The sequence below is a fragment of the Pseudarthrobacter sp. 01T43 genome (genome assembly GCF_056398665.1).
This window is the reverse complement of the sequence record NZ_JBFTPV010000004.1, coordinates 119,714-145,673: the sequence shown is the minus strand read 5'-3', so window position 1 is coordinate 145,673 and position 25,960 is coordinate 119,714. Positions and strand designations below refer to the sequence as shown.

The following is a 25,960-nucleotide window of genomic DNA, read 5'->3' as shown; positions in this document are numbered from 1 at the left end:
CTGCCGGTACGACGGCGGTTTCCCGCCTGCCGTACCGGCAGCTTCAACAAACTCGGTTAGGACTTGGCGCGTGCGCGGCTGGCCTTGGCGCGTTCGTTGGCGTCCAGGATGAGCTTCCGGATACGGATGGAGTCCGGGGTCACCTCAACGCACTCGTCTTCGCGGGCGAATTCCAAGGATTCCTCCAGAGTCAGGTTGCGCGGCGGGGTCATGTTCTCGAAGGTGTCCGAGGACGCTGCACGCATGTTGGTGAGCTGCTTTTCCCTGGTGATGTTCACGTCCATGTCATCGGCGCGTGAGTTCTCGCCAACGATCATGCCTTCGTAGACCTCGGAGGTGGGCTGCACGAAGAATGACATGCGTTCCTGGAGCTTGATCATCGCGAACGGGGTGACCACGCCAGTGCGGTCAGCCACGATCGAACCGTTGGTGCGGTACTCGATGGGGCCGGCCCACGGCTCGTAGCCCTCGGCGATGGAGGAAGCAATGCCGGCACCGCGGGTGTCGGTGAGGAATTTGGTGCGGAAGCCGATCAGGCCACGGGCCGGAACGATGAACTCCATGCGGCACCAGCCGGTGCCGTGGTTGGCCATGTTGGTCATGCGGCCCTTGCGGGCTGCCATCAGCTGGGTGACGGCACCGAGGTACTCTTCCGGTACGTCAATGGTCATGTGTTCCATCGGCTCGTGGATCTTGCCGTCGACGGTCTTCGTGACAACCTGCGGCTTGCCGACGGTCAGTTCGAAGCCTTCACGGCGCATCTGCTCAACCAGGATGGCAAGCGCGAGCTCGCCACGGCCCTGGACTTCCCAGGCGTCCGGGCGCTCGGTGGGGAGAACCTTGAGGGAGACGTTACCGATCAGTTCCTTGTCGAGGCGGTCCTTGACCTGGCGGGCGGTGACCTTGGCGCCCTTGACCCGGCCAGCCAGCGGCGAGGTGTTGATACCGATGGTCATCGAGATGGCCGGGTCGTCAACGGTGATCAGCGGCAGCGGCTGCGGGTTGTCGACGTCGGTCAGGGTCTCACCGATGGTGATTTCCTCGATACCGGCGACGGCGACGATTTCGCCCGGGCCCGCGGACTCAGCCGGAACGCGGTCCAGTGCCTTGGTAGCCAACAGTTCGGTGATTTTGACGTTCTTGAGCTCACCGTTGGCGCGGGCCCAGGCAACGGTCTGGCCCTTGCGCAGTGTTCCGTTGTAGATGCGGAGCAGGGCGAGGCGGCCCAGGAACGGGGAGGCGTCAAGGTTGGTCACGTGTGCCTGGAGCACGCCATTAGGGTTGTACGTCGGCGCCGGGATGTGCTCGATGATGGCCTTGAACAGCGGCTCGAGGTTCTCGCTGTCCGGGGCGGAGCCATCTGCAGGCTGCACGAGGGAGGCGCGGCCTACCTTGGCGGCTGCGTAGACAACGGGGACGTTAAGGATCTTGTCGAGGTCCAGGTCCGGAACTTCATCCGCAAGGTCAGAGGCGAGGCCCAGGAGGAGGTCCATGGACTCGTGGACGACTTCCTCGATGCGGGAGTCGGGACGGTCCGTTTTGTTGACGAGCAGGATGACCGGAAGGTGCGCGGCCAGGGCCTTGCGGAGCACGAAACGGGTCTGGGGCAGCGGACCCTCGGACGCGTCAACCAGGAGGACAACGCCGTCCACCATGGACAGGCCGCGCTCCACCTCGCCGCCGAAGTCGGCGTGGCCGGGGGTGTCAATGACGTTGATGGTGATGGTTTCACCATTGGAGGACGGTCCGTTGTAGGCCACCGTGGTGTTCTTGGCGAGGATGGTGATGCCCTTTTCGCGCTCCAGGTCACCGGAGTCCATCACACGGTCTTCGAGGTGGTTGTGTTCGGCAAAGGAGTTGGTCTGCTTGAGCATGGCATCGACCAGGGTGGTCTTGCCGTGGTCAACGTGGGCCACGATCGCGACGTTACGCAGGTCACTGCGTGATGCAGTGGCTACCGCAGTGTTGGTGGTGGTTTCAGACATGCGTTATTGCTCGATTCAGTGTGAGTCAGCTGTTGTTTCGCCGCATTTCCAACCGGAGTCCACGACGGATTGGCCCATTAACACAGGGCGCCTTCCATTATTCTAAACGCTGCGGCCTAAGGCGCCTAAAAATCGACCAAGGTCGGTCGAACGGCGGGCTCAACAAATACCTGCCCGGCGCTGCCGCACCGTGGGCAAAGTCACTGGATTTTCGTGACTTGATGCTCCATTATTACTGTGATACTTCAAGCCCGGAGAACCACTGATGCGAAATGCCTCGGCCCTGTCCCGCTTAGTCGCATCGGGAATCGCTGCCGGCGTCCTCCTGTGCGGCTGCGGGCAGCCCACTGCACCCCCTGTTTCGTCCGCCGCGCAGGCGCCCTCTCCAGCAGCCGGTGCGCCCGCTGCCGCAGGACCAGGAGCCGCGGGCGGTGCTGCCGGGGGCTACATTGAGCGCGGGGCTGATCCGGAAGGCCTCCCGTCCGGTTCGGTTGTCCGTAATTTTGCCAGCGGCCGCGACGAAGTGGTGGTCCCGGACATGAGGCACACCGCCCTCCTGATCGGCGACTCACAATCCGAGCCCGCCGACGGCTGGCCGCGCCTTGGCCTGGCCGCGGTGGGCTACAAGGTCCACTTCTGCGGCCTCGGTGGAACCGGCTTTGTGGCGGCCAACGGAAAAACAGGCAACTACATCGACGCGCTGCAACGTGGCGACTGGAAGCTTCCGTATGGAACGCCGGCCCTAATTGTCATCCAGGGCGGTGGCAACGACGCGGCCCAGGGCGCTACGGACGCGCAGATAGTGGCCAACGCGGACCGCCTGATCGGTGCCCTCAAGGACCGCTACCCGGGCACCCGGCTCGCGATGATCGGCACGCTGGCCCGCGGAACAAACTACGGCGGCGGTCGCAGGGCGCAGGTGGATGCACTGCTGGGGACCTTGGCGGCCAGGCACGGCATACCGTTTGTTGGCGTGGGTGACTGGTTGACCAAGTACAACCTCGCCAAGAACCTGGCAGACGCAGTCCATATGAACGCCGCCGGGCGCAAGACGCTGGGCGGCCTGCTCGGCGATAACCTTCGGAAACTTAATCTTCAGTTGTAGACGGTAAGAGCAGGAGCCGGCGCCCTTCCGGGCGCCGGCTCCTGCTCTCTGTGCCGAGACCTACCGTTTAGGCCACTTCCGGCGGAAGCATAAGCTTCGCCCCGGGAATGGCGTTGAGCAGTGCCTTGGTGTAATCCTGCTGCGGCGACTCGAAAACGTCGTCCGTGGACCCCGTTTCCACCAGCTTCCCCTTTTCCATCACACACACGTGGTCAGCTATCTGCCGGACCACTGCAAGGTCGTGGGTGATAAAGAGGTAGGTCAGTCCCAGGTTGGCTTGCAGGTCGGCCAGGAGATTCAGGACCTGGGCCTGGACCAGCACGTCCAAGGCGGATACGGCTTCATCGCAAATGATCACTTCCGGATCCAGGGCAAGGGCCCGGGCAATGGCAATACGCTGACGCTGCCCGCCCGAAAGTTCATTCGGGTACCGCTGCATGGTCGACTGGGGCAGCGCCACCTGGTCCAGGAGTTCGCGGACCTTCTTTTCGCGGCTGGCAGCGTCACCAATCTTGTGGACCCGCAACGGTTCCTCGATGGTCCGGAAGATGTTGTACATCGGGTCCAGCGAACCGTACGGGTCCTGGAAGATCGGCTGCACCCGGCGGCGGAACTTGAAGAGTTCCTTGGGCTTGAGCAGCGAGGTGTCGACGCCGTCGAAAAGAATCCTGCCGTCAGTGGGCTTTTCGAGTTGCAGAACCATTCTGGCAACGGTGGACTTGCCCGAGCCGGACTCCCCCACAATCGCGGTGGTGGTCCCACGCTTGACGTCAAAGCTCACGCCGTCGACGGCCGCGAAGTCCGTCGATTTCCCCAAGCCGCTGCGCAGCTTGTAGACCCTGCGGAGATCCTGGATCTGCAGGACGTTTTCCGCAACGGCTGCCTCGGCAGCGGGCGCCAGCAGGTCCGACGCTTCCACGCCCTGTTCCTTCGCGACCTGAATACGTCGGCTTGCCAACGACGGGGCGGACTCAACCAGTCGCTTGGTGTACGGGTGCTGCGGGTTCCTGAGCAACTCCAGGGAGGGACCAGACTCCACCACCTGCCCCCGGTACATCACCACCACCTTGTCTGCCCGCTCGGCGGCCAAACCCAGATCGTGGGTGATGAGCAGGACGGCCGTACCGAGCTCAGTGGTCATGGTTTCCAGGTGATCCAGGATTTGCCGCTGGACCGTGACGTCCAGGGCCGACGTCGGCTCATCTGCTATGAGCAGCCGCGGCTGGCAGGACAGCCCGATGGCGATCAGCGCACGCTGCCGCATACCGCCGGAAAACTCGTGCGGATACTGGTTGGCACGACGGTGGGCGTCCGGGAGGCCCGCCTCGGAAAGCACCTTGGCGATGTCCTCCGGGCCACTGGGCCGCCCATTTGCCCGCAAGGTCTCCTTGACCTGGTAGCCGATCTTCCAGACCGGGTTCAGGTTGGACATGGGGTCCTGCGGAACCATGCCAATGGTATTTCCGCGCAGTTCGATCATCCGCTTTTCGGAGGCGTGGGCTATGTCCTCCCCATCAAGGAGGATCTGCCCGCCGGACACCGCACCGTTGCCGGGCAGGAGCCCGATGGCGGCCAGCGCGGTGGTGGATTTGCCGGAGCCTGATTCGCCCACAATGGCCACGGTCTCACCGGGCATGATGGTCAGGTGCGCATTGCGGACTGCCTGGACATCACCGCTGCCGGTTTTGAAGGTAATGGCCAGATCGCGGATTTCCAGCAGCGGTTTTACGCCTGCGGGGCCCGCCTCGTCGATGTTGATTTCTGGAGTAATCATCTCTTTGTCTCTCATCGCTGACGGCTCTTCGGATCCAGCGCGTCCCGGACAGCATCACCGAGCATGATAAAGCTCAGCACGGTGATGGACAGCGCCGCTGCCGGGTAGAGCATGATCTGTGGATGTGTGCGGATGGATGCCTGGGCACCCGCTATGTCATTGCCCCAGGACATGATGCCCTGCGGCAGGCCAATGCCCAGGAAGGACAAAGTGGCTTCCGCCACGATGAAGACACCCAGTTCAAGGGTGGCCAGGACAATGATCGGCGCCAGTGCGTTCGGCAGGACGTGACGGACCAGAGCGCCGAACTTCGAAACGCCCAAGGACCGGGCCGCGGTCACGAAGTCTGCATTGCGCACCTCGATCACGGCGCCGCGGGTGATGCGGGCCATCTGCGGCCAGGCCAGCAGGGCGATGACAAACACCACTGTCCAGACGCTCCTGTTTTCCCTGAACATCGGAAGCTGGGTAATGACCAGGGCGCCGAGGACCAGGGGCAACGCGAAGAAGATGTCACCCAGGCGGGCGAGCACTGCGTCAACCCAGCCGCCGTAGTAGCCGGCGATGGCGCCAATGGTGACGCCGATAACCAGCACGCACAGCACGGAAAGCACACCCACCGAAAGGGAGGCCTGTGTGCCGTGGATCACGCGGGAATAGATGTCACAGCCCTGGAACGTGAAGCCGAACGGGTGGCCGGCGGTGGGACCGCCTTCCGAGTTGCCCAGTTCGCAGCCGTCGTTAGGTGCGACTGACGAAAAGAGGCCGGGGAAGAGCGCCACGACCACCAGCGCCAGGATCAGGAGCGAGGAAATGATAAACAGCGGCCGACGGCGGAGCTTACGCCATGCGTCCGACCACAGGCTCAGGGGTGCCTGGTCGGTCCTGACGGCGTCCGTTGCAAGCAGCGGTGTCTCGTCGATGGGCGCCACGAAGTGGCGGTTATTACTGGTCATAACGGATCCTCGGGTCTAGCCAGGCATACAGGAGATCAACGAGCAGGTTGGCCACCACGAAGACCAGCACCAGGACGCTGACGATGGAGACAATGGTCGGCCCTTCGCTGCGCAGGACCGCTTGATAGAGCTTGTTGCCTACGCCGGGAACGTTGAAGATGCCCTCCGTCACGATGGCACCGCCCATCAGCCCGCCGAGGTTGGCGCCGAGGTAAGTCACCACCGGTATCAAGGAGTTGCGCAGGATATGTGCCATCACCACCCGCGGCCGGGACAAGCCCTTTGCGGTGGCGGTCCGTACATAGTCGGCGTTCATGTTTTCGCTCACCGAGGCACGGGTCAGGCGAAGCACATAGGCAAATGACACCAGGCCTAGGACCACGGCGGGAAGCAGCAGGCTGCCCCAGTCAGCATTGGCGCCGACCGTTGGTTTGGCCCAACCGAGTTGGACGCCGAAAACCAGTTGGAAGACGAAGCCAAGGACGAAAGTGGGGACGGCGATGACCACCAGCGAGGCCACCAGGACAGTGGAGTCAAACCAACCGCCGCGGCGGAGACCGGCGAAAACGCCGAAGGCGACGCCGAAGATGGCTTGGATGGCCAACGCTTCAACCGCGAGCATGGCCGTGACCGGAAAGACCCGCGCGAGGCTCGCTGCGATGGGCTGGCCGGTGAAGTCATTGCCCAGGTTGAAGGTGAAGAGGTTCTGCAGGAACAGTCCGTACTGGACCCAGAACGGCTGGTCGAGGTGGTACTGGCTGCGGAGGGTATCGATGACGGCCTGCGGGGGCTGGCGGTCACCGAAGAGCGCAGCAATGGGGTCGCCAGGTAGGGCGAACACCATGTAATAAACCAAAAGCGTGGTGCCGATAAAGACGGGAATCACTTGGAGGAGTCGGCGCAGAATAAAGCGGACCACCGGATCACCAGCCTTCGGGGAACGAAGAGGGGGGTTGCATGTGTGCCTTCCTGCCGTACAGGACAATGGGGGCCCGGCAAATGCCGGACCCCCAATTGCCTGACTGCAAGTTTAGATCCTGGAGACTACTTGGCCGTGATGTTGTAGTAGAGAATGCCGCCATTCCAGCCGGTCTCGGCGTTCATGACGTTGTTGCTCCACACGATCGGCCGTGCCTGGTCCCAGAGCGGCAGACCCGGCAGGTCCTGGAAGAGGACTTCCTGTGCCTGGTTGAACTTTGCGTTCGCCTCTTCGGTGGTCTTTGCGGCGAGGCCGTCCTTGAGCAGCTTGTCGAACTCAGGGTTCGAGTACTTCTCGTAGTTGGAGGATGCGCCCGTGGCCCAGACAGGTCCGAGGAAGTTGTACAGCGACGGGTAGTCGCCCTGCCAGCCAGCGCGGCTCAGGCCGGGGAGCTGCTGGGACTTGCGCAGGTTCAGGACTTCGGCAAACTTGGCGAACGGCTGGATTTCAGCCTGGATGCCGAGGTTGTTCTTGAATCCGTTGGCTACAGCGTCGATCCATTCCTTGTTGCCGCCGTCTGTGTTGGAGGCAATCTGGAGCGGCTTCGAGCCGTCGTACGGCTTGATCTTGTCGGCCTGGGCCCACAGGTCCTTGGCCTTGGCGGCGTCGAACTTGAGTACTTCGCTGCCCTTGAGGTCGGCTTTGAAACCGTCGATGACCGGCGGCGCGAAGGCCTTGGCCGGGGTGCGGGTTCCGTTGAAGACCACCTTGGCAATTTCCTCGCGGTTGATGGCGTAGGACAGCGCCTGGCGGCGCAGCTTGCCGGCTTCACCCTGGAAGTTCGGGTTGTAGCCCGGGATATTCAGCGTGGAGTCGGTGGCGACGGCCTTGGTGGAGTTACGGTCCGGGAAGTCCGTGGTGTAAGTCTTCAGCGCGTTGGACGGCAGGACATCAGTGACGTCGAGGTTATCGGACTGCAGATCCGTGTATGCGGGGCCCGGATCGGTGTAGAACTTGAAGGTTACGCCGCCGTTCTTGGACCCGCGGGGGCCTTCGTAGTCAGCGTTCTTCACGAGCGAGATGGACTGGTCGTGAACCCACGCACCAGCTTTTTCGAGCTTGTACGGGCCGTTGCCGACCGGGTTCTCACCGTACGTCTTCGGGTCGGCCAGAGCTGCCGAGGGCAGCGGGTAGAAGGCCGAGTAGCCCAAACGCAGCGACCAGTCAGCTTCAGGCTGGGCCAGCTTGACCGTGATGGTGGAGTCATCGGTGGCCTTCAACCCGGACATGGTCTCAGCGGTCGGAGCCGGAGTGGTGGTGGTCTTGCCGTCCGCCGCTTTCGCGGTGGTTACAGCCGAGACATCCTCATAGCCTGCAATGGACTCGAAGAAGAAGCCGTTGTTCTGCAGGTTCTTGGAGTTCGCGGCGAAGTTCCAGGAATCCACAAAGGTCTTGGCCGTGATGGCCTCACCGTTGGTGAACTTGTGACCCTGCTTGACCTTGATGGTCCAGTTCTGCGCGTCACTCGACTCAATGGAATCTGCCAGGGCGTTGACCGGCTTGCCGTCGGCGTCGTAGCTGCGGAGGCCTTCGAAGAGCAGTTCGACAACGCGGCCGCCGTAAACTTCGTTCGTGTTGGCCGGCAGCAGGGGGTTCTGGGGTTCGTTGCTGTAAGCGGTGATGACCTTGTTGGGGTCACCGGCAGATTGGCTGGCACCGCCATTGCTGCCGCCTCCAGCGCCGCAGCCGGTTAGGGCCAGGGCGGCGATCGCCACCATGCCGAGTGCTTTGGAAGTGCGCGTGAAACGCATTCCGCCTCCTATGAGTTGTGGGAGATGTTTAGGGGAAATCTTTTGCTCCCCGGCGGGCTCGTCGCAGAATCTACACTGTGACGCAGCCCATGTATGAGTAGCCTAACTGCACAAAGTCCAAATACTGGTACACCGTTGCCAAACCGTAATCAGTTAACCGCCGATAACTAGCCTGCCCCGGAAAGTTGCGCAAGTCACATGCTACTCGTTGGTAGGACCGAGGACGAAATCGGCCTTGCCCCGGGTCCTGTGGCCCTCGGCAAGCCCGCCTCCCGGCCCTATTTCAGGCGCCATTCCCACACGTTCCACCACATGCCCAGCGGGCCGGAGCTGGGTTGAATACCGGTCACCCGGTTGCTGTACGCCACGGTTCCGGTGGTCTGGTAGAGCGGCAAACCGTAGGCGGCTTGCCACACCCGCTTGTCCACGCTGGCCAACAGTTCGTCCTGTTTTCCCAGGTCCGTGGTGCTTGCTAATTCCTCCATGGCTCTATCCGCATCGTTGTCGGAGAACGCGTTGAAGTTGCTGCCTCCCCCGGTCTTGAAGATCTGAGGAACGCGGCTGACACCAACACTGGGACCGACCCAGCCCAGGATGGCAGCGTCGTAGGTGCCCTTACTGAGCGCTGCTACCCAATCAGAACTGCCGAGGCCTGCGTCTTCAACGGTGAAGCCGGCGGCCCGGGCCGAATCCCGAATGAGGGTAAAGGCGCGTGCGCGGTTGGGATTGTCTTTGTTGTACAGGATCCGGATGGTCGGGGCAGCACCGCGGAGTTGGGAAGTTGCGCCCTGGATATCCACCTTTGAATACGCAGCGGATCCGTTGTTCTTGACGGCCTCCGCGTACTTGGGATGGGACGGCAGGAAAACGTACGAGTCCAGCGGCTTCGCATCGTCCACCAGGCCGCCCACCACGTCCTTGACGATCTCCTCCCGCGGAACGGTCTTGAGGAACGCCTCGCGGACATCCTTCTGCGCGAATGCGCCGGAGAACTTCAGGTCAAGATGGTCATAGCCTGACTGGTTGTACCGCTGCACAGTGTTTCCCTGTGCAGCAAGCCCATCGAAAAGGCCTTCGGTACCGGCAGAGGGCTGCGGGGCAATGATGTCTGCCTGGCCGGCGCGAAGCGCCTCGACGGCGGCACCGGCTGCGCCGGTGAAGCGCACGGTGATCTCATCCAGATAGGGCTCAGCACCCCACACATAATCCTTGTTTCGAACGAGCGTCATGGAGACGTTCGGAACGATGTCCCGGGTGATGTAGGGACCGCTGGAGAGATACATCGCCGGGTCCTGCGGCAGCGTCTTGGTGTCGAAGCCAGAGTTCCAAAAATCGCTGACACGCTTCAGCGGGGCATTCAACGCTGGGCGTTCTGCGTTACCGCGGGGCGAGTCCCTGAGCAACTCGATGAGGCCGCGTTCGTCGTTCAGGCCGCTTTTTGCGGCGACAACGTGGGCGGGAAGGCCGACGTCGAACGCCACCTCCCAGTCCGCGTACGGTGACAGGTACTCAAGGGTTATCGAACGGCCGTCACTTCCAATTTCGGGGACGGCAGTGGCCGCCAGGCCGGTCCTGTCGGAGGCGGAAGAAAAGTAGGTGGTGCCGGTCCCGGACTTGGCGTCGGCGTCGTCGAAATAGCCTGAACCGGCCGCCCACGCCAGGAGGAGGTCCCCGGCGTCTATGGCGTCGCCGTCGGACCATTTCACACCCTCGTTGACGGTGTATTTCACTTTCAGCGGCCGGTCGGACACTTTTTCGTAGTGGCCGAACTTCTCGTTGCGGACCACCTTTTCGGTGTTGTCCACGTAGTAGAACCCGGAATGGGTGATTTGGCCGATCTTGGTGTTGATATCCGTGTTGCCTGTGGCGCTGAACGGGTTAAAGGAAGTGAAGGCGTTCACCTCGGCCACCGTGACGCTTCCGCCGCGCTTTGTCTCGCCCACCACCACGGGCGCGGTTCCCCCCGCGCCGGAGCATCCCGAAATGACCAGTGCCGCAGCGATGGCCCCGGTAATGACCTGAATCAGACGCCTCAGCGGCATGCCTTCTCCTTTGCCAGTTCCGGAATCAGACGATGAAGCGGAACGTACTTTTCTACCCACACGCCGTTGAGTCTCTTGGTTTTTATTGAATTCTAACGGTTCCAGGGGCGGGCCCAGGAGCAACGTCCGTCTCCCGCATATCATGAGGATCAGCCGTCCACCGATCCCGAAGGAAGCCCATGCCCCAGTCTTCACAACCATTGCGCAAGCTTGGATTCCTCACTATTGGACTGTTCGATCCTGCGGATCCAGCCGTGGGGCACGAATCGACGTTGCAGGTCATCGAACTCGGCGAGCGGCTTGGATTCGACAGCGCCTGGCTGCGCCACCGCCATTTGCAATTCGGAATCTCCTCCCCCGTTGCAATCATGGCCGCGGCCAGCCAACGCACCTCCCGGATCGAGCTCGGAACCGCCGTGACCCCGATGGGCTGGGAAAACCCGTTGCGCCTCGCCGAGGACCTGGCCACCGTGGATCTGCTCGCCGGCGGACGAATCAACCCGGGCCTGAGCGTGGGTGAACCGATGCACTACGACACGGTGAAGCACGAGTTGTACCCGGATTCCGCCGAGCTGGAGGACTTCAGCTACGCACGCGTGGATCGGCTTGCGCGTTTGATTGCAGGGGAACCGGTCCGGGAGTTTTCCGGCAAGGAGGGCGTAGTCGAGGAATTCTCCAACCGCGTCGAGCCGCACTCTTCCGGGCTACGTGAACGGCTTTGGTATGGGGCAGCAAGCAGGAAATCGGCCGTGTKGGCCGGGGCAAACGGATTCCACCTGCTCTCCAGCAGTGTGATTTTTCCCGAAGCGAATCAGGAGCCGGCGTTTGCCGAAATCCAGCAATCACAGATCCGTGCCTATCGTGAAGCTGCCGCGGCATCCGCCCAATCGAACGGACCAGCCCGGGTCTCGCAGGGCCTGGTGGTGATCCCGACTGATTCGGCGTCAGCGAGACAGCGGGAAAAGTACCAGCGCTACGTCGATGAACGCACGCCGCGGACCCGGACGCCGCAGGGGCCAAGAGGGATGCTGTTCGCCGCCGACCTCATTGGCACCAGCGACCAGATTGCGGACCAGCTGTACGCCCATGCGGGATTCCAGGAGGTCGACGAGGTGGCGTTCGCGCTCCCCTTCAGCTTCGACCATGAGGACTACGTCCAGATCCTCACCGACATTGCCACCACATTGGGTCCCGCCCTGGGATGGACGCCGGCAGCGGTTGGGTAGTCACAACACGAAAATCGCGCCCCGGCTTTGCCAGGGCGCGATTTTCGAGGATGGTGCTAGACGTTGAAGCGGAACTCCACCACGTCGCCGTCGGCCATCACGTATTCTTTGCCTTCGATCCGGACCTTGCCGCGGGACTTGGCTTCAGCCATGGAGCCGGCCTCGATCAGGTCGTCGAAGGAGACCACTTCAGCCTTGATGAACCCACGCTGGAAGTCGGAGTGGATCACGCCGGCTGCCTGCGGTGCGGTGTCGCCCTGGTGGATGGTCCAGGCCCGCGTTTCCTTGGGACCGGCCGTCAGGTAGGTCTGCAGCCCGAGGGTGTGGAAACCGACGCGGGCCAGCTGGTCGAGGCCGGACTCATCCTGGCCGTTCATCTCCAGCATTTCCCGGGCTTCTTCCTCATCCAATTCAACGAGGTCGGACTCGAGCTTGGCGTCCAGGAAAATGGCATCCGCGGGCGCCACCAGGGCACGGAGCTCCTCCTGCTTCTCCGGGCTGCCCAGGATGCCCTCGTCCGCGTTGAAGACGTAGATGAACGGCTTCGCGGTGAGGAGGCTGAGCTCCTTGAGGTGCTCCATTTCCAGCTTGTCCCGGGTGATCGAGGAGAAGATGGTGTCCCCGCGTTCCAGAACCGCCTGGGCCGCCTTGATGGCTGCGAGCTCGGCCGCGTCCCGCTTCTTGATCTTGACTTCTTTTTCGATCCGCGGAATGGCGTTTTCGATGGTCTGAAGGTCGGCCAGGATCAGTTCAGTGTTGATGGTTTCCATGTCCGAGCGCGGATCAACCTTGCCGTCGACGTGGATGACATCGGGGTCATCGAACACCCGGACCACCTGGGCGATCGCCTCGGCCTCACGGATGTTGGCGAGGAACTTGTTGCCCAGGCCTTCGCCCTCGGACGCGCCCTTCACGATGCCGGCGATGTCCACGAAGGACACCGGCGCGGGCAGCAAACGCTGGGAGCCGAAGATCTCCGCGAGCTGCTTGAGCCGGGGATCCGGCAGGTTAACGACGCCCACATTCGGTTCGATGGTGGCGAACGGATAGTTCGCCGCCAGCACCTGGTTGCGGGTCAGTGCGTTGAAAAGGGTTGATTTGCCGACGTTGGGCAGTCCGACGATGCCAATAGTAAGAGCCACGAGCATTGATTCTACCGGTTGCGGCACCCGCAGGCCCCAGCGGGTGCGACGGCGGCGCGTGCCGGTGCCGACTGCAGCTGGAATGCCTGACGGAATATGTCGCTTCCGTAAAATGTCAGAGGCCCGTGCCACAGTGAGCCTATGGATGCTTTAGCCCTTATTCTTGCCCTGTTGATGCTGCTGCTCGGTGCCCTCGCCGGCGCCGCGGCCACCTACCTGCTCTTCCGCCGGCGTACGCACGCCCTGGAGGAGGATTTCGACGCCGTATCGGCTCGCCTTTCGGAAGTGAACGCGCAGTTCGCCGCAGCCGACGCCGAACGCCGCCTGCTCAGTTTGCAGAACAGGGAACTCGGCGAGTCCCGCAGCCAGGACGGCAACGTCCTCCGCGCCCTAGCCCCTGTGGCGGAAAAACTGACGGCAGTGCAGCAGCAGGTGGCGCTGCTTGAGCGGGACCGCCTTGAGCAGTACGGCCAGCTGGCGCAGCAGCTCCAGGAGGCCCGGCTGTCCGATGCCCAGCTGATCCGGTCCACGCACGCACTCGAGTCCGCCCTCCGCTCCAACAGTGCCCGCGGCCAGTGGGGCGAGGTGCAGCTGCGCCGGGTGGTGGAAGCCTCGGGAATGTTGAAACACGTCGACTTCCTGGAACAGGTCCACAGCGCCGGCGGCGACTCGACAATCAGGCCAGACCTGGTGGTACAGCTTCCCGGGCAGAAGCAGCTTGTGGTGGATGCCAAGGTGCCGCTGTCCTCGTATCTTGAAGCCCAGGAACTGGGCTCCGGATCAGGTTCGGAGCAACCCGCGGTCAACGGTCTTGGGGCGAAGGGCCATGCATCCCAGCAAACGCTGCTCGCCGCGCATGCGAAAGCCCTGCGTGCCCATGTGGACGCACTGAGCAACAAAAAATACTGGGACATCCCAGGCAACTCCCCCGAGCTGGTGATCTGCTTCCTGCCAGCGGAATCGATTCTGGCGGCGGCACTGATGGCGGACGCAACCCTGTTGGACCATGCCTTGTCCCGGAACGTGGTCCTCGCCTCACCGAGCACTCTTCTGGCCGTACTCAAATCGGTGGCCTTCACCTGGCGCCAGGATGTGCTGACGGACAATGCGCGCGAACTGTTCGACCTCGCCCGCCAGCTTTACGAACGCATGGGAACCTTGGGCGAGAACGTGGGGAAGCTCGGGTCCTCCCTGAAGTCTTCCGTGGACCGTTACAACTCCCTGATCGGCACCCTCGAGGCACGGATCCTGCCCACGGCCCGGAAACTCAATGCGATGGACGAGTCAGGCCTGCTGACTCCTGCAGCGCTGGAGGTCACGCCGCGTTCGTTGGCTGCCCCCGAGCTTCAGCAGGACGACGAGGCAGCCTGATGGCCGCGGCCTGACAGCGCAGCCTGACGCCGGGGCAAGCGAGGCCCGTCAGTTGCTGGACCGGCGCCCGCCGAGTGCGCGGCTGACGTCGCCGGCTTCCTTCAGGGTGGCCCGGAGCTCCTTGGGCAGGGAGAAGAGCAGGTCCTCTTCGGCGGTGACAACTTCCTCCACGGAGCCGTAGCCGTAGTCCGCGAGCAGGCGCAGGACATCAGTAACCAGGATCTCGGGAACGGAGGCGCCGGACGTGACGCCCACGGTCGCGACCCCTTCAAACCAGGCCTCGTCCACTTCATTGGCGAAGTCCACGCGGTAGGAAGCCTTGGCACCATACTCCAAGGCAACCTCAACCAGCCGGACCGAGTTCGAGGAATTGGCTGAGCCCACCACAATGACCAGGTCGGCCTGCGGCGAGATCTTCTTGATGGCCACCTGGCGGTTGGTGGTGGCGTAGCAGATGTCATCGCTGGGCGGATCCTGCAGCGTGGGGAACCGCTCCTTGAGCAGCCGGACAGTCTCCATCGTTTCGTCGACGCTCAGCGTGGTCTGGGAAAGCCAGATGACCTTTTCGGGATCCCGGACAGTAACCTTGTCCACTTCGTGCGGGCCGTTGATGATCTGGATGTGTTCCGGGGCTTCCCCGGCCGTACCTTCAACCTCCTCGTGACCGTCGTGGCCAATCAGGAGGATATCGAAATCGTCCTTGGCGAACCTGACGGCTTCCTTATGGACCTTCGTCACCAGGGGGCAGGTGGCGTCGATGGTGCGCAGGCCGCGGTCCTCGGCGGACTGGACGACGGCGGGCGACACGCCGTGGGCGGAGAAGATCACGAGGGCGCCCTCAGGCACCTCATCCGTTTCGTCCACAAAGATGGCACCCTGCGCCTCAAGCGAGCTCACCACGTGGACATTGTGCACGATCTGCTTGCGGACATACACGGGCGGGCCATAGTGCTCCAAGGCCTTTTCCACCGCGATGACGGCCCGGTCCACGCCGGCGCAATAGCCGCGGGGAGCTGCGAGCAGGACCTTCTTGGGGCCGGATACCGGCGCTGCCGCGGATACTTCCTCAGGCGAGCGCCGCCTTCGCGGAACAGTTGGCATCGAAAGGGAAACGGAGGAGGTCATGCCTCCATGCTACCGGTCGGGGCGCCGGCGTCCCGGTGAAGCGACCCTGGTCACAAGGCCCGCAACGAGAAGCACACCGCCCGCAATGAGGCCTCCCGTGACCCACGTTCCAAAGCTGGCTGAAGCCGCTTGCACGAACTCGTTCTTGAACATGTCCGCAACCTCGTTTCCGCTGGCTGTCCGCAGCACCGCGTCGCGCGCCATGGTGGAGCCCAGAGTCCATAGGCCAGCCAGTGCCAGCGCCCCGAAGCCGACGCAGAAGAGCACCGACCACTTCCGGCGGGCGGCAACCAAGGCCAACGCAAACGCGATTCCAGCACCGATGGCCAGTGGGTAACCCAGCGGCGCGTAGGCGGTCAAACCCGCCAGCATCTGGCGCTGGCCCGACTGCCCGACCTTGATCAGCGTTTGCTCCGGCGCGTTCAGCGGCAGCCCGGTCGCACGCGAGATCTCCCCCGTAGCCAGCGCCACCAGGGGTGCGACGTCCAGGGTGAGGGACGAGGACGAGTCCACTTCGGGAGGCAGCGAGGCGGGGTCGGCAAAGCTGAGCCTGTGGCTCTTGCGCAGAGTTTCCTCCCACGCCGCGGGGTAACCGGGCAGCCCTGTCAGGGAAGCTGCCGCCGCTTCCAGGACGGGCCTGACCAGACCCGCCAGCGCGGCCGGTACGGCGCCGGCGTCGATGGTGCCCACAGTGGCGGCCGCGAGCCGTTGCTGGAACCMGGATTCCCGGCCAAGAGGCGCGGCCAGCGTCACGAAGCCATCCTCCTGGACAATGGTGCGCTCGGCCCAGATCGCCGGAATTGCCACGGCGGACAGCAGGAGGCCCAGAACGGCCGCAACTGCGGAGACAAAGGTGCTCAAAAAACAGGTCCTCACTGGTCGGCGGCGGCAAGGCCATCTTAGGACTGCTTCCTGGACGGCGGATGTCAGTCCCGAGTGGTAGAGCTTATGGATAAGGTTGAATGACAGCCGCCAATCAACCTTATCCATAAGCTGCACCCGCACTTGCCGAACAAAGGACTGCCATGCCTCCAGCTACACCTTCCCGGGGCAGCGCGCATGTCTGAACAGGCTGCCCTCCCGGGCACCGCGGCCACGACGCTTCCTGCCACAGCCGCTGAAACCACGCCCGACAATCCTTGGCCGTTGCAGCTGCTGTCCCAGAAACTCAAGGTCCACATCGACCGCGCGCCGGCGGCCTGGGTGGAGGGCCAGGTCATCGAAATGAACCGCCGCGGCGGCAACGCCTACCTGACCCTGCGGGACGTGGACGCCGAGGTTTCCCTGCCTGCGTCCGTCTGGACAAAGGTCCTTGACCGCCAGAACATGCCGCTGGAACGCGGCTCCCGCGTGGTGGCCCTGCTCAAACCGGAGTTCTGGCTGAAGACCGGCCGCCTCAACATGCAGGTCCGGGACATCCGGCCGGTTGGCCTGGGCGACCTCCTGGCCCGCATCGAACGCCTGCGCCAGGCTCTCGCCGCAGAAGGGCTCTTTGCCGATTCCCGGAAGAAGCCCCTCCCGATGCTCCCGCACAGGATCGGACTGATCACCGGCCGCGACTCGGACGCCAAGAAGGACGTCCTGCAGAATGCGGCACTGCGCTGGCCCGCTGTTGAATTCGAAATCCGTGAAGTCGCCGTCCAGGGCAACACCGCGGTGTCCCAGATCGTCCGCGCCCTTCGTGAGCTGGACGGCCGCGAGGACGTGGACGTCATCGTTATCGCGCGCGGCGGCGGCGCCTTGGAGGACCTGCTGCCGYTCAACAGCGAGGAACTGATCCGCGCCGTGGCCGCAGCGGCCACTCCGGTTGTCAGCGCCATCGGTCACGAGGCCGACCGGCCCCTTCTCGACGACGTCGCTGACCTCCGCGCGTCAACGCCCACCGATGCTGCCAAACGGATCGTGCCTGACGTTGCCGAAGAACTGGCAAGCGTGCGGCAGGCGCGGGAATACCTGCGCCGCTGCATCGGCAGGCTGGTTGAACGCGAGACGGACCGGCTCGCCGCACTACATTCCCGGCCTGTCCTTGCCAGCCCTGAGGGGATGGTCACTGTGCGCGCGGAGGAACTCGAACGGCTCCTGCGGCGATCATCGGCGGCCGTCAGCTCAACTGTGGTGCGGGCAGCTGACCAGCTGGTGCATCTGCAGGCCCAGGTGCGTGCACTGTCACCGCAAAAAACCCTCGACCGCGGCTACGCCGTCGTGGAACTCGCCGACGGCCGGCCCGCCGGGGCAACGGAAGCCGCCGGCCACGCAGTAGTCCGTAACCCGTCGGAGGCGCCGGCCGGAACCGCGCTGTCCGTGCGGGTCGCCGAGGGCCAATTCGGCGCGACATCCACCGGCGAACTTTAACAAGGAGAAGCACATGCCCGAGACGAAGCATGATCCCGAAATGGACGCCCTGAGCTACGAGGAAGCCCGCGAGCAGCTTGTCCTGGTGGTTGGCAAGCTGGAGGCCGGCGGCGCCAGCCTCGAAGAATCCCTGGCTCTGTGGGAACGGGGGGAAGCGCTGGCCAAGCGTTGCGAGGAGTGGCTGGACGGCGCCCGCAAGCGCCTTGCCGCCGCCCGCGACCAGCCCCTCTAGGAGCGTTCCACCAGTTCACGTTCAACCGGGACGTCGAACTCCGCTTTCGGCCACTCGAGCCGGAAGTCACTCAACGCGCCGAGCACCAAGTGCTGCACCGCGATCCGGGCATACCATTTCTTGTTGGCCGGAACCACATGCCAGGGAGCATGGTCCTTGCTGGTCTCGTCGAAAGCGGCCTGGTAGGCGTCCATATAATCCTGCCAGAAGGCCCGCTCCTTCAGATCTCCGCTGCTGTACTTCCAGTGCTTGGCGGGGTCATCCAGCCTGGCCAGGAGCCGCGCCTTCTGCTCGTCCTTGCTGATGTTGAGCATCACCTTGAGGATCTTCGTGCCGGCGTCGGTCTGCCGCCGCTCAAACTCATTGATGGCCCGGTACCGGCGCTTGATTTCCTCAGGAGTCGCCCAGTTGTGGACCTTGTGGATGAGAACGTCCTCGTAGTGCGAACGGTCGAAGATGCCCACCATGCCCGCCGCGGGAACGGCCTTCTCAATCCGCCAGAGAAAGTCATACGACTTCTCCTCGTCCGTGGGTGCCTTGAACGCCTTGAAATGGACACCCTGCGGGTCCATGGTGGCCATGACATGGTTGACGATCCCGCCTTTGCCAGCGGTGTCCATGGCTTGCAGCACCAAGAGGACCCGCTTCCTGCCGCCGAACCGGGACTCTGCAAACAGCGTTTCCTGCAAAGCTGAGAGTTTCCCGTCCAGATCAGCCAGCAGCGCTTCACCATCGGCCTTGTTTCCGCTATAGCCGGGCGTCGCGTCCGGATCAGCGTTGGCAAGCGAAAAACCTTTCCCCACCCTCAGCGTCTCGGCAGGATGCTTCTCAAATTCAACGACTCCGGCCACGGCGGTCCCTTCCCGATCGTTCCGCGCGCCAAGCAGCGCGTCACCACAGGCTAGTTCCCTTTGTACCGGCTCAGGAAGTCCCCCATGCGGTTAATGGCCTCCTCGAGGTCCTTTACCAGCGGCAGGGTAACCATGCGGAAGTGGTCCGGGCGGACCCAGTTGAAGGCCCGGCCGTGTGAGACCAGGATTTTTTGCTCGCGCAGCAGGTCCAGGACGAACTTCTCGTCGTCGCGGATGTGGAAAACCTCGGGATCGAGCTTCGGGAAGAGGTACATGGCACCCCTGGCCTGCTGGGTGCTGACCCCGGGAATGGCGTTGAGCATGTCGTAGGCCTTGTTGCGCTGCTCGAGCAGGCGGCCTCCGGGCAGGATCAGGTCGTTGATGCTCTGGTAGCCGCCGAGCGCCGTCTGGATAGCGTGCTGGGCCGGGACGTTCGCGCACAGGCGCATGTTCGCCAGCAGGCTGATGCCCTCAAGGTAGTCAGCGGCATCCTTTTTCGGCCCCGAAATGGCCATCCAGCCAGCACGGTAGCCGCAGACGCGGTAGGCCTTGGAGAGTCCGCTGAAGGTCAGGCACAGGACGTCGTCGCCCGTCAGCGCGGCCAGGTTGATGTGCACGGCGTCTTCGTACAGGATCTTTTCGTAGATCTCGTCGGCGAAGATCACCAGGCCGTGCTTCTCGGCGAGGGCCACGATTTTCTTCAGCGTCTCTTCCGGGTAGACGGCACCGGTGGGGTTGTTCGGGTTGATTACCACAATGCCCTTGGTACGGGGCGTGATCTTGGCTTCCATGTCCTCGAGGTCCGGCTGCCAGCCGGATTCCTCATCGCAAAGGTAGTGCACGGGTTTGCCGCCGGCGAGGGCAACGGAGGCGGTCCACAGCGGGTAGTCGGGCGTCGGGATGAGAACCTCATCGCCGGCGTTGAGCAGCGCCATCAGCGACATGGTGATCAGTTCGCTGACGCCGTTGCCCAGGTAGATGTCGTCAACGTGGATGTTCTGGATTCCGCGGGTCTGGTAGTACTGCGAGACGGCGGTGCGGGCCGAGAAGATGCCACGCGAGTCACTGTAGCCCTGGGCATGCGGCAGGTGACGGATCATGTCCACCAGGATSGCGTCCGGMGCTTCRAATCCRAACGGGGCCGGGTTTCCGATRTTCAGTTTGAGGATSCGGTGACCCTCYGCCTCCATCTGCTGGGCGGCCTGAAGAATCGGTCCACGGATGTCGTAAAGGACGTTATGAAGCTTGGTGGACTGCTTGAATTCTGCCATTCATCAAATATGCCATAGGAAGGATGTGCTTCCGTTGAGACCTCCGACACACGCATGCGTTAAACGGACGACGGCGGCCGCCGGTCCTTGTGGGTCCGGCAGCCGCCGTCGTGGTTTCCGCAAAACGTGAGGTGCTACTTGACGATGCCCTTGTCCTTCAGCCAGGAGGCTGCTGCGTCTTTGGGGTTTTGCTTCTGGCTGCCGCTGACGGCGCGGTTGAGGTTGATCAGGTCATCCGTGGTCAGGATTTTGGAAACGCTGTTGAGCGCCTCCTTGGCCTTGTCAGTCATCTTCGCTTTGTTGAAAAGCGGCAGCACTTGCTGGGCCTTGAAATTGTTCTTAGGATCTGCCAGCACCACAAGGTCATTGTCCGCGATGGACGGGGTGGTGGTGTAGATGTCCGCCACCTGGACGTCATCGGTCAGCAACGCCTGGAGCGTCAGGTTTCCACCGCCGTCACTGAACGGTTTCAGGGCCTTCATTTCGCAGCCGTAATTGGCCTTCAGGCCGGGGAAGCCGTAGGGGCGGGTCTCGAAAGTGGCAGGCGCCCCGATGGTCAAATCCTTGCAGACTTTGGCCAGGTCCTCGATGGACTTCAGTTGGTACTTCTCGGCAGTGGCTTTGGTGACAACCATGGCGTCCTTGTCTTCGGCCTTTGACGCGTCCAGGACCGCCAGTCCGTCAGGGAGTTTGCCGGGAAGGGCTTTGGAGACATCGTCGGCTGAGACTTCCGGGGCCGCGGCGTCAAAGTAGGAGAGCAAGTTGCCGCTGTAGTCCGGCACGAGGTCCACCGAACCGTCCTGGACGGCCTTGACGTAGATTTCACGGGAGCCGATGTTCGGCTTGGTGGTGGCAGTCACGCCGGCGGCGCTGAGCGCGCCTGCATAGATCTCCGCGATGATCTGGCTCTCGGGGAAGTCAGCGGAGCCGACCACCAGCGACCCGCCCCCGCCGGCTCCGCTGGTGGCGCTGGTGCTGGGCGTGGCCAGCGGGTCGCTGCCGCCGCAGGCCGTCAGCGCCACGGCAAGGCCGACGCCGGCGGCCAGGCCGGCCAGTCCCCGGCGGGTGACGGTTGTCCGGACGTTATCTTTCATGGGTGCCTCCTTGAACAGCAGCTGGCGCAGGCGCGTCAGCTGGGAGATCAGCGGTGGCCGTCCGGCCACCGCGGGGATCGGTTTTGAGGCCCGGCGAAAGAATGTTTCTTTGCACCGCGGCCAGGATGAGGTCTATAACAATTGCCAGCCCTGCGATGAGCAGCGAGCCGGCAAGCATCCGGGGGAAGTCCTGCAGGACCAGCCCGTCAAAGAGGTAGCGGCCCAGCCCGCCCAGCGGCAGGTACGCCACCACGGAGACCGTGGCGACAACCTGCAGCACGGCAGTGCGGATGCCACCGAACATCACCTGAAGCCCGTTGGGCAGTTCCACCTGGAACAGGATCTGCAGTTCAGTCATCCCCATGGCCCGGGCCGCATCCACCACGGCCCTGTCCACGCTGGCAATCCCCGCGTAGGTCCCGGCGAGAAGCGGCGGCACCGTAAGTATCACCAGGGCCCAGACCGGGGGCATCAGGCTGCTTCCGGCAAGGAGTGCAAAGAGCACCAGCAGACCCAAGGTGGGCAACGCACGCAGGGCACCGGCCACCGCAACTGCCACTACGCGGCCGCGGCCCGTGTGCCCGATATATAGCCCGGCGGGAACCGCGATGGCGGCGGCAATCACGAGCACCAGCGCGCTGTACTGGAGGTGCTCCATCAGCCGGACGGGGATGCCGGAACTGCCGGTCCAGTGGACCGGGGCAGCGAGCCAGGCAAAGGTGTCAGTGAAGATGTTGCTCATGGTGCGGCCCCCGCATGGACGTTGGCGTCTGCCACGTACTGCGCGTTGACGGGAACTGACGGGCCGGACGCCATGGCGGCGCGGGTCCACGGGGTGAACAGCCTCTCCAGCAGGACCAGCACCGCATCCATCAGCAGCGCGAGCACCAGAATGGCCAGGATCCCCACCACCACTTCGGTCACAAAATTCCGTTGCAGTCCGTCGGTAAACAGCATGCCGAGGTTGCCCACGCCCAGGAGGGCCGCGACGCTCACCAGGGAAATATTGCTGACAGAGACCACGCGCAGCCCGGCAAACATCACCGGGAGGGAAAGCGGCAGATCGATCTGGACGAAGCGAAGCCACGGTTTATAGCCCATGGCCGTGGCCGCCTGACGGAGGTCCTCTTCCACGGAGTCAAACGCGTCAAGGGCCGCCCGGACCAGCAGCGCCACGGCGTAAATTGTCAGCGCGACAATAACGTTGATCGGGTCGAGGATCCGCGTTCCAAGGATGGAAGGCAGGATGATGAACAGTGCCAGTGACGGGATGGTGTAAAGCAAAGAACTTGCCGTCACCACCACGGACCGCACCACCGGATGGATCCGGGCCAGCTGGGCCAGGGGAATGGAAATGACCAGCCCCAGGACCATCGGGATCAGCGCCAGGACAAGGTGCTGCCCCGCCCGCTCCAGGACCATTCCGCTGTTCGCCAGGAACCACTCCATCAGAGCGCGGCCTGCCTGACCTGCCGGGCGGCTTCGATGGCGGCCAGGACTTCCTGTGCCCTGATAGCCCCCAGGACCCGGCCGTCGCCGTCCACGGCAACGCCTTGCCCGGAAGGGGAGGAAAGCGCCGAGTCCAGTGCCCGCCGCAGGGATTCACCCGGATGGAACAGGGAACCTCCCGGGATCAGGTCCGTATCGGTCCCCGGCCGTGCCCAGCCCAAGGGCCGCATGTCCTTATCCACCACAAGCTGCCAGTCGGTCACGGCCGCGGGATCGCCGTCGAACTGCCCGCCGTGAACTACCAGGGTAGGCACCCGGTGGATGGCCACGGCGTCGGACGTGGTGAACCCGAGGTGGCGGAAGCCGCGGTCCCGGCCCACGAAGGAGGCCACAAAGTCGTTCGCCGGGGCCCGCAGGATCTCCTCGGGAGTGGAGTACTGGGCAAGCTTCCCGCCGACGGCGAACACGGCCACCTTGTCACCGAGGATCGTGGCCTCGTCAATATCGTGGGTCACAAAGACTATGGTCTTGGCGAGGTCCTGCTGCAGCCTCAGGAGCTCCTGCTGCAGTTCGTCACGCACTACCGGGTCCACGGCGCTGAACGGCTCATCCATCAGCAGGATGGGCGGATCGGCTGCGAGCGCCCGGGCCACACCGACGCGCTGCTGCTGGCCGCCGGACAGCTGGGACGGGTACCGCTTGCCGAGCGATGAAGCCAGCCCGACGACATCGAGCAGTTCCGTGGCACGCTTGCGGGCCTCCGCCTTCGAGACGCCGTTAAGCCGGGGCACGGTGGCGATGTTGTCCAGCACGGAACGGTGCGGCATAAGCCCGGAAGACTGCATCACATAGCCCATGGACCGGCGCAATTCAGCGGCCGCCACCGTGGTGACGTCACGCCCGTCCACGGTTATGACGCCCGACGTCGGCTCCACCATGCGGTTGATCATCCGCAGGGACGTGGTTTTGCCGCAGCCCGAGGGCCCCACAAAAACGGTGATGGATCCCTTGTCGATGGACATGGTGAGGCTATCCACGGCCGGATTCCCGCCCTGATACTGCTTGGTGACGCTCTGGAACTCGATCATGGCTGGGTCCATTCCCGGACATTACCCGTTCTGTTGGACGGCATCGGACGGTGGAGCGGTGGTCGCAAAGGCACTGATAATTACCGTAGCGCAATCAGTTCCCAGCGTAACCAGATCCGCGGGCAATTCCGGGCAAGCGAATCCCTACTGTAACCATTCGTTCGTAGGCCTGCCCCGGTTGGATGGGTCCACGCGGATGGGCACGGACCCGGTCCGGATCTACAGTGGGACTGTGACGAACTTGGAAGTGGCACCCCAGCAGGAACTCTGTCCGCCCGCCGACGCAGCCGGGACGTCCGGTCCCTGCCTCCAGCTCTGGCCCCAGCGTGAGGTCCCTCTGGGTGGAGTGCGGGCCATGAATGTGCAGCGCACCCTCCCCCAGCGCGGCCTGCCCACCATCGGCGCCTGGTGCTTCCTGGACAGTTTCGGTCCGGACCGCACCGCCATGTCTGTGCTCCCGCACCCGCACACCGGACTGCAGACGGTCACGTGGCCGCTCGCCGGGAACATCCGGCACCGGGACAGTGTGGGCAGTGATGTGGTGGTCCGGCCCGGGGAACTGAACATCATGACGGCGGGGCGTGGCGTATCCCACTCCGAGTTTGCGGTCCTGCCCGCTCCCGACGCCGGTGCGCTGCTGCCGCTGCAGCGCGGGCTTCAGCTCTGGGTTGCCCTTCCTGACGGCGACCGCCACCGGGAGCCGGCGTTCGAGCAGCACCGCGATCTGCCCTCGGCGACCGGCCCGGGTTTCACCGCCACGGTCATGGCCGGCGAATTCGCGGGGGCGGTATCACCGGCCACCATGTACTCCCCCATTATCGGGGCCGATATCTCCTGCGAAGGCAGGGCAGTCCTGCCGCTGAACGCCGGCTTCGAGCATGCTGTCCTGGTGCTCGACGGCGGGCTGACGCTCGATGGGCAGGAAGTCCTGCCGGGTCCGCTGGGCTACCTGGGCACGGGCCGCTCGGCGTTGGAGGTCGAGGCCCTGCCTGGCACACGGTTCCTGCTCATCGGCGGCGAGCCCTTCCAGGAGGAACTGCTGATGTGGTGGAACTTCGTAGGCCGCACCCACGACGAAGTGGAGCAGGCGCGCCAAGAGTGGGAGGCGCAGGCGACGCTGCCCGACGATGCCGCACGCGTGGCACGCTACGGGCTGGTCGAGGGGCACGGCCCCGATGCAGGCCCGGAAGCCGGCCGCATCCCGGCTCCGCCGATGCCGGCCGTCAGGCTCTCCCCGCGCCGGCGGTCAACCGGTTCCTGACTACTCCTTCACCAACTGGAGGACCCCGAACACAGGATCCTGGTCCAGAACGCGGACCTCGGTGATGCCTGCGGCTGCGAGATACTTCCGGAAGGCTTCCTGGAGCGGGACCACGTTCATGCCCAGCCCGCTCCCCAAAATCACAGGTCCCTCGATTTCCAGCTTCCGGAGCGCCTGCGCAGCCAGCGCCGCAAGATCCTTCCCCGCCTGGTCCAGCAACTCCCGGCTGGCCTCATGGCCTGCAGCGGCCGCGTCCACCACCAGGCGTGCCTGTTGGGCCCAGAACCGGCGGCCGGTGTCCGGGGAGTGGAAGAGTGCAATCAGCCGGTTGGGGTGGTCCACTCGGCAGGCAGTAAGCAGTGCCGCAGTGAGTTGGTCGGTGGGGAGCCCCTGGTTCATGCGGCGCAGGCTGTGCCGGACGGCCTCACGGCCCAGCCAGTAGCCGCTGCCTTCGTCCCCCAGCAGATAGCCCCAGCCGCCGGCCCGGGCCTCCTCCCCTGCCGCATTCCGGCCCCACGCCGCGGAACCTGTCCCGGCGATCACGGCCACGCCGGTGCTTGCGCCGCCGGCTGCGAGCAGCAGCCTCGAATCATGGACCACCGTGACCTTGGCTCCCGGGGCATGCGGTGCGATGAGCGCGGCAAGGGCGGCAGCGTCGTCGTCGGTATCGATTCCGCCGGCCCCCGCATACACCTGGGCCACCGGCCCGCCACCGATCCGGGCAAAAAGGTCCGCGAGGTTCAGCGCGGCCTGTTCACGGCTGACGTTCTGGACGTTGGCGCTGCCGGCCGACTGGTCCGCCACGGCCACGCCGTCCTCGAAGCGGACCCCGCGGGTCTTTGTGCCGCCGATGTCCAGGCCGATCATGACACCTGCCAAGGTGCGGGGAGCATCTTTCGACCCACC

Annotated in this window: 22 protein-coding genes; 6 read left to right on the top strand and 16 right to left on the bottom strand. The window is 64.0% G+C overall.

What is annotated here, in order from left to right:
- Window positions 1–56: 56 nt before the first annotated feature.
- Window positions 57–1,985, bottom strand: coding sequence for a translational GTPase TypA (gene typA, locus AC1DIM_RS06380; protein ID WP_477709650.1), 1,929 nt, complete (start codon window positions 1,983–1,985; stop codon window positions 57–59).
- Between the two features lie 265 nt (window positions 1,986–2,250).
- On the opposite strand from typA, the gene AC1DIM_RS06375 reads away from it, so the two are divergent.
- Window positions 2,251–3,090, top strand: coding sequence for an SGNH/GDSL hydrolase family protein (locus tag AC1DIM_RS06375; RefSeq protein ID WP_477709649.1), 840 nt, complete (start codon window positions 2,251–2,253; stop codon window positions 3,088–3,090).
- Window positions 3,091–3,157: 67 nt separating this feature from the next.
- On the opposite strand, the gene AC1DIM_RS06370 is transcribed toward AC1DIM_RS06375, so the two are convergent.
- The 5 genes from AC1DIM_RS06370 to AC1DIM_RS06350 all read right to left on the bottom strand — a co-directional run bounded on the left by AC1DIM_RS06370 (window position 3,158) and on the right by AC1DIM_RS06350 (window position 10,592).
- Complete coding sequence (locus tag AC1DIM_RS06370; RefSeq protein WP_477709648.1) at window positions 3,158–4,864, bottom strand: ABC transporter ATP-binding protein; 1,707 nt, start codon at window positions 4,862–4,864, stop codon at window positions 3,158–3,160.
- A gap of 11 nt (window positions 4,865–4,875) precedes the next feature.
- Window positions 4,876–5,820 (bottom strand): ABC transporter permease, encoded by a 945-nt coding sequence (locus AC1DIM_RS06365; RefSeq protein ID WP_477709647.1) that lies wholly within the window; start codon window positions 5,818–5,820, stop codon window positions 4,876–4,878.
- Window positions 5,810–6,739: an ABC transporter permease gene (locus AC1DIM_RS06360; RefSeq protein ID WP_477709646.1), complete on the bottom strand. Its 930-nt coding sequence runs from the start codon at window positions 6,737–6,739 to the stop codon at window positions 5,810–5,812. The genes AC1DIM_RS06365 and AC1DIM_RS06360 overlap by 11 nt, the downstream gene beginning before the upstream one ends.
- 125 nt (window positions 6,740–6,864) lie before the next feature.
- Complete coding sequence (locus AC1DIM_RS06355) at window positions 6,865–8,550, bottom strand: peptide ABC transporter substrate-binding protein (protein WP_477709645.1); 1,686 nt, start codon at window positions 8,548–8,550, stop codon at window positions 6,865–6,867.
- 278 nt (window positions 8,551–8,828) lie between these two features.
- On the bottom strand, window positions 8,829–10,592 hold the full coding sequence (locus AC1DIM_RS06350) for an ABC transporter family substrate-binding protein (protein WP_477709644.1): 1,764 nt from the start codon (window positions 10,590–10,592) through the stop codon (window positions 8,829–8,831).
- A gap of 179 nt (window positions 10,593–10,771) precedes the next feature.
- Between AC1DIM_RS06350 and AC1DIM_RS06345 the strand changes: the two genes are divergently transcribed.
- Entirely contained in the window at window positions 10,772–11,818 is a 1,047-nt protein-coding gene (locus AC1DIM_RS06345) for an LLM class flavin-dependent oxidoreductase (protein WP_477709643.1), read from the top strand.
- A gap of 56 nt (window positions 11,819–11,874) precedes the next feature.
- Here AC1DIM_RS06345 and ychF read toward each other — a convergent pair whose 3' ends face one another.
- Entirely contained in the window at window positions 11,875–12,960 is a 1,086-nt protein-coding gene (ychF, locus tag AC1DIM_RS06340; protein ID WP_477709642.1) for a redox-regulated ATPase YchF, read from the bottom strand.
- Between the two features lie 141 nt (window positions 12,961–13,101).
- Between ychF and AC1DIM_RS06335 the strand changes: the two genes are divergently transcribed.
- On the top strand, window positions 13,102–14,331 hold the full coding sequence (locus AC1DIM_RS06335) for a DNA recombination protein RmuC (RefSeq protein WP_477709641.1): 1,230 nt from the start codon (window positions 13,102–13,104) through the stop codon (window positions 14,329–14,331).
- 48 nt (window positions 14,332–14,379) lie between these two features.
- On the opposite strand, the gene AC1DIM_RS06330 is transcribed toward AC1DIM_RS06335, so the two are convergent.
- Both AC1DIM_RS06330 and AC1DIM_RS06325 read right to left on the bottom strand, forming a co-directional pair.
- Entirely contained in the window at window positions 14,380–15,456 is a 1,077-nt protein-coding gene (locus tag AC1DIM_RS06330; protein ID WP_477709640.1) for a 4-hydroxy-3-methylbut-2-enyl diphosphate reductase, read from the bottom strand.
- Window positions 15,457–15,465: 9 nt separating this feature from the next.
- Window positions 15,466–16,317 carry a hypothetical protein gene (locus AC1DIM_RS06325; protein ID WP_477709639.1) on the bottom strand — a complete coding sequence of 284 codons (852 nt, stop codon included), beginning with the start codon at window positions 16,315–16,317 and terminating at the stop codon, window positions 15,466–15,468.
- Window positions 16,318–16,515: 198 nt separating this feature from the next.
- Between AC1DIM_RS06325 and xseA the strand changes: the two genes are divergently transcribed.
- Window positions 16,516–17,808: an exodeoxyribonuclease VII large subunit gene (gene xseA, locus AC1DIM_RS06320; RefSeq protein ID WP_477709638.1), complete on the top strand. Its 1,293-nt coding sequence runs from the start codon at window positions 16,516–16,518 to the stop codon at window positions 17,806–17,808.
- A 13-nt stretch (window positions 17,809–17,821) separates the two neighbouring features.
- Complete coding sequence (locus AC1DIM_RS06315) at window positions 17,822–18,040, top strand: exodeoxyribonuclease VII small subunit (RefSeq protein WP_477709637.1); 219 nt, start codon at window positions 17,822–17,824, stop codon at window positions 18,038–18,040.
- Here AC1DIM_RS06315 and AC1DIM_RS06310 read toward each other — a convergent pair.
- The 6 genes from AC1DIM_RS06310 to AC1DIM_RS06285 all read right to left on the bottom strand — a co-directional run bounded on the left by AC1DIM_RS06310 (window position 18,037) and on the right by AC1DIM_RS06285 (window position 23,805).
- Complete coding sequence (locus AC1DIM_RS06310; RefSeq protein WP_477709636.1) at window positions 18,037–18,891, bottom strand: polyphosphate kinase 2 family protein; 855 nt, start codon at window positions 18,889–18,891, stop codon at window positions 18,037–18,039. The genes AC1DIM_RS06315 and AC1DIM_RS06310 overlap by 4 nt on opposite strands.
- A gap of 50 nt (window positions 18,892–18,941) precedes the next feature.
- Window positions 18,942–20,162 (bottom strand): pyridoxal phosphate-dependent aminotransferase, encoded by a 1,221-nt coding sequence (locus tag AC1DIM_RS06305; RefSeq protein ID WP_477709635.1) that lies wholly within the window; start codon window positions 20,160–20,162, stop codon window positions 18,942–18,944.
- 134 nt (window positions 20,163–20,296) lie between these two features.
- On the bottom strand, window positions 20,297–21,256 hold the full coding sequence (locus AC1DIM_RS06300) for an ABC transporter substrate-binding protein (RefSeq protein WP_477709634.1): 960 nt from the start codon (window positions 21,254–21,256) through the stop codon (window positions 20,297–20,299).
- Window positions 21,246–21,998 carry an ABC transporter permease gene (locus AC1DIM_RS06295; RefSeq protein ID WP_477709633.1) on the bottom strand — a complete coding sequence of 251 codons (753 nt, stop codon included), beginning with the start codon at window positions 21,996–21,998 and terminating at the stop codon, window positions 21,246–21,248. The genes AC1DIM_RS06300 and AC1DIM_RS06295 overlap by 11 nt, the downstream gene beginning before the upstream one ends.
- Window positions 21,995–22,705 (bottom strand): ABC transporter permease, encoded by a 711-nt coding sequence (locus tag AC1DIM_RS06290; RefSeq protein WP_477709632.1) that lies wholly within the window; start codon window positions 22,703–22,705, stop codon window positions 21,995–21,997. The genes AC1DIM_RS06295 and AC1DIM_RS06290 overlap by 4 nt, the downstream gene beginning before the upstream one ends.
- On the bottom strand, window positions 22,705–23,805 hold the full coding sequence (locus tag AC1DIM_RS06285; RefSeq protein ID WP_477709631.1) for an ABC transporter ATP-binding protein: 1,101 nt from the start codon (window positions 23,803–23,805) through the stop codon (window positions 22,705–22,707). Before AC1DIM_RS06285 ends, AC1DIM_RS06290 begins: the two co-directional genes overlap by 1 nt.
- A gap of 220 nt (window positions 23,806–24,025) precedes the next feature.
- Between AC1DIM_RS06285 and AC1DIM_RS06280 the strand changes: the two genes are divergently transcribed.
- Complete coding sequence (locus tag AC1DIM_RS06280; protein WP_477709630.1) at window positions 24,026–25,054, top strand: pirin family protein; 1,029 nt, start codon at window positions 24,026–24,028, stop codon at window positions 25,052–25,054.
- On the opposite strand, the gene AC1DIM_RS06275 is transcribed toward AC1DIM_RS06280, so the two are convergent.
- Complete coding sequence (locus AC1DIM_RS06275; protein WP_477709790.1) at window positions 25,055–25,921, bottom strand: N-acetylglucosamine kinase; 867 nt, start codon at window positions 25,919–25,921, stop codon at window positions 25,055–25,057. It abuts the gene before it with no gap.
- Window positions 25,922–25,960 lie beyond the last annotated feature (39 nt).

Bases quoted from the DNA above. Each gene is read 5' to 3' on its own strand.
- typA (WP_477709650.1), bottom strand. From the start codon at position 1,985: ATGTCTGAAACCACCACCAACACTGCGGTAGCCACTGCATCACGCAGT.
- AC1DIM_RS06375 (WP_477709649.1), top strand. From the start codon at position 2,251: ATGCGAAATGCCTCGGCCCTGTCCCGCTTAGTCGCATCGGGAATCGCT.
- AC1DIM_RS06370 (WP_477709648.1), bottom strand. From the start codon at position 4,864: ATGATTACTCCAGAAATCAACATCGACGAGGCGGGCCCCGCAGGCGTA.
- AC1DIM_RS06365 (WP_477709647.1), bottom strand. From the start codon at position 5,820: ATGACCAGTAATAACCGCCACTTCGTGGCGCCCATCGACGAGACACCG.
- AC1DIM_RS06355 (WP_477709645.1), bottom strand. From the start codon at position 8,550: ATGCGTTTCACGCGCACTTCCAAAGCACTCGGCATGGTGGCGATCGCC.
- AC1DIM_RS06350 (WP_477709644.1), bottom strand. From the start codon at position 10,592: ATGCCGCTGAGGCGTCTGATTCAGGTCATTACCGGGGCCATCGCTGCG.
- AC1DIM_RS06335 (WP_477709641.1), top strand. From the start codon at position 13,102: ATGGATGCTTTAGCCCTTATTCTTGCCCTGTTGATGCTGCTGCTCGGT.
- AC1DIM_RS06330 (WP_477709640.1), bottom strand. From the start codon at position 15,456: ATGACCTCCTCCGTTTCCCTTTCGATGCCAACTGTTCCGCGAAGGCGG.
- AC1DIM_RS06315 (WP_477709637.1), top strand. From the start codon at position 17,822: ATGCCCGAGACGAAGCATGATCCCGAAATGGACGCCCTGAGCTACGAG.
- AC1DIM_RS06300 (WP_477709634.1), bottom strand. From the start codon at position 21,256: ATGAAAGATAACGTCCGGACAACCGTCACCCGCCGGGGACTGGCCGGC.
- AC1DIM_RS06295 (WP_477709633.1), bottom strand. From the start codon at position 21,998: ATGAGCAACATCTTCACTGACACCTTTGCCTGGCTCGCTGCCCCGGTC.
- AC1DIM_RS06290 (WP_477709632.1), bottom strand. From the start codon at position 22,705: ATGGAGTGGTTCCTGGCGAACAGCGGAATGGTCCTGGAGCGGGCGGGG.
- AC1DIM_RS06285 (WP_477709631.1), bottom strand. From the start codon at position 23,805: ATGGACCCAGCCATGATCGAGTTCCAGAGCGTCACCAAGCAGTATCAG.
- AC1DIM_RS06275 (WP_477709790.1), bottom strand. From the start codon at position 25,921: ATGATCGGCCTGGACATCGGCGGCACAAAGACCCGCGGGGTCCGCTTC.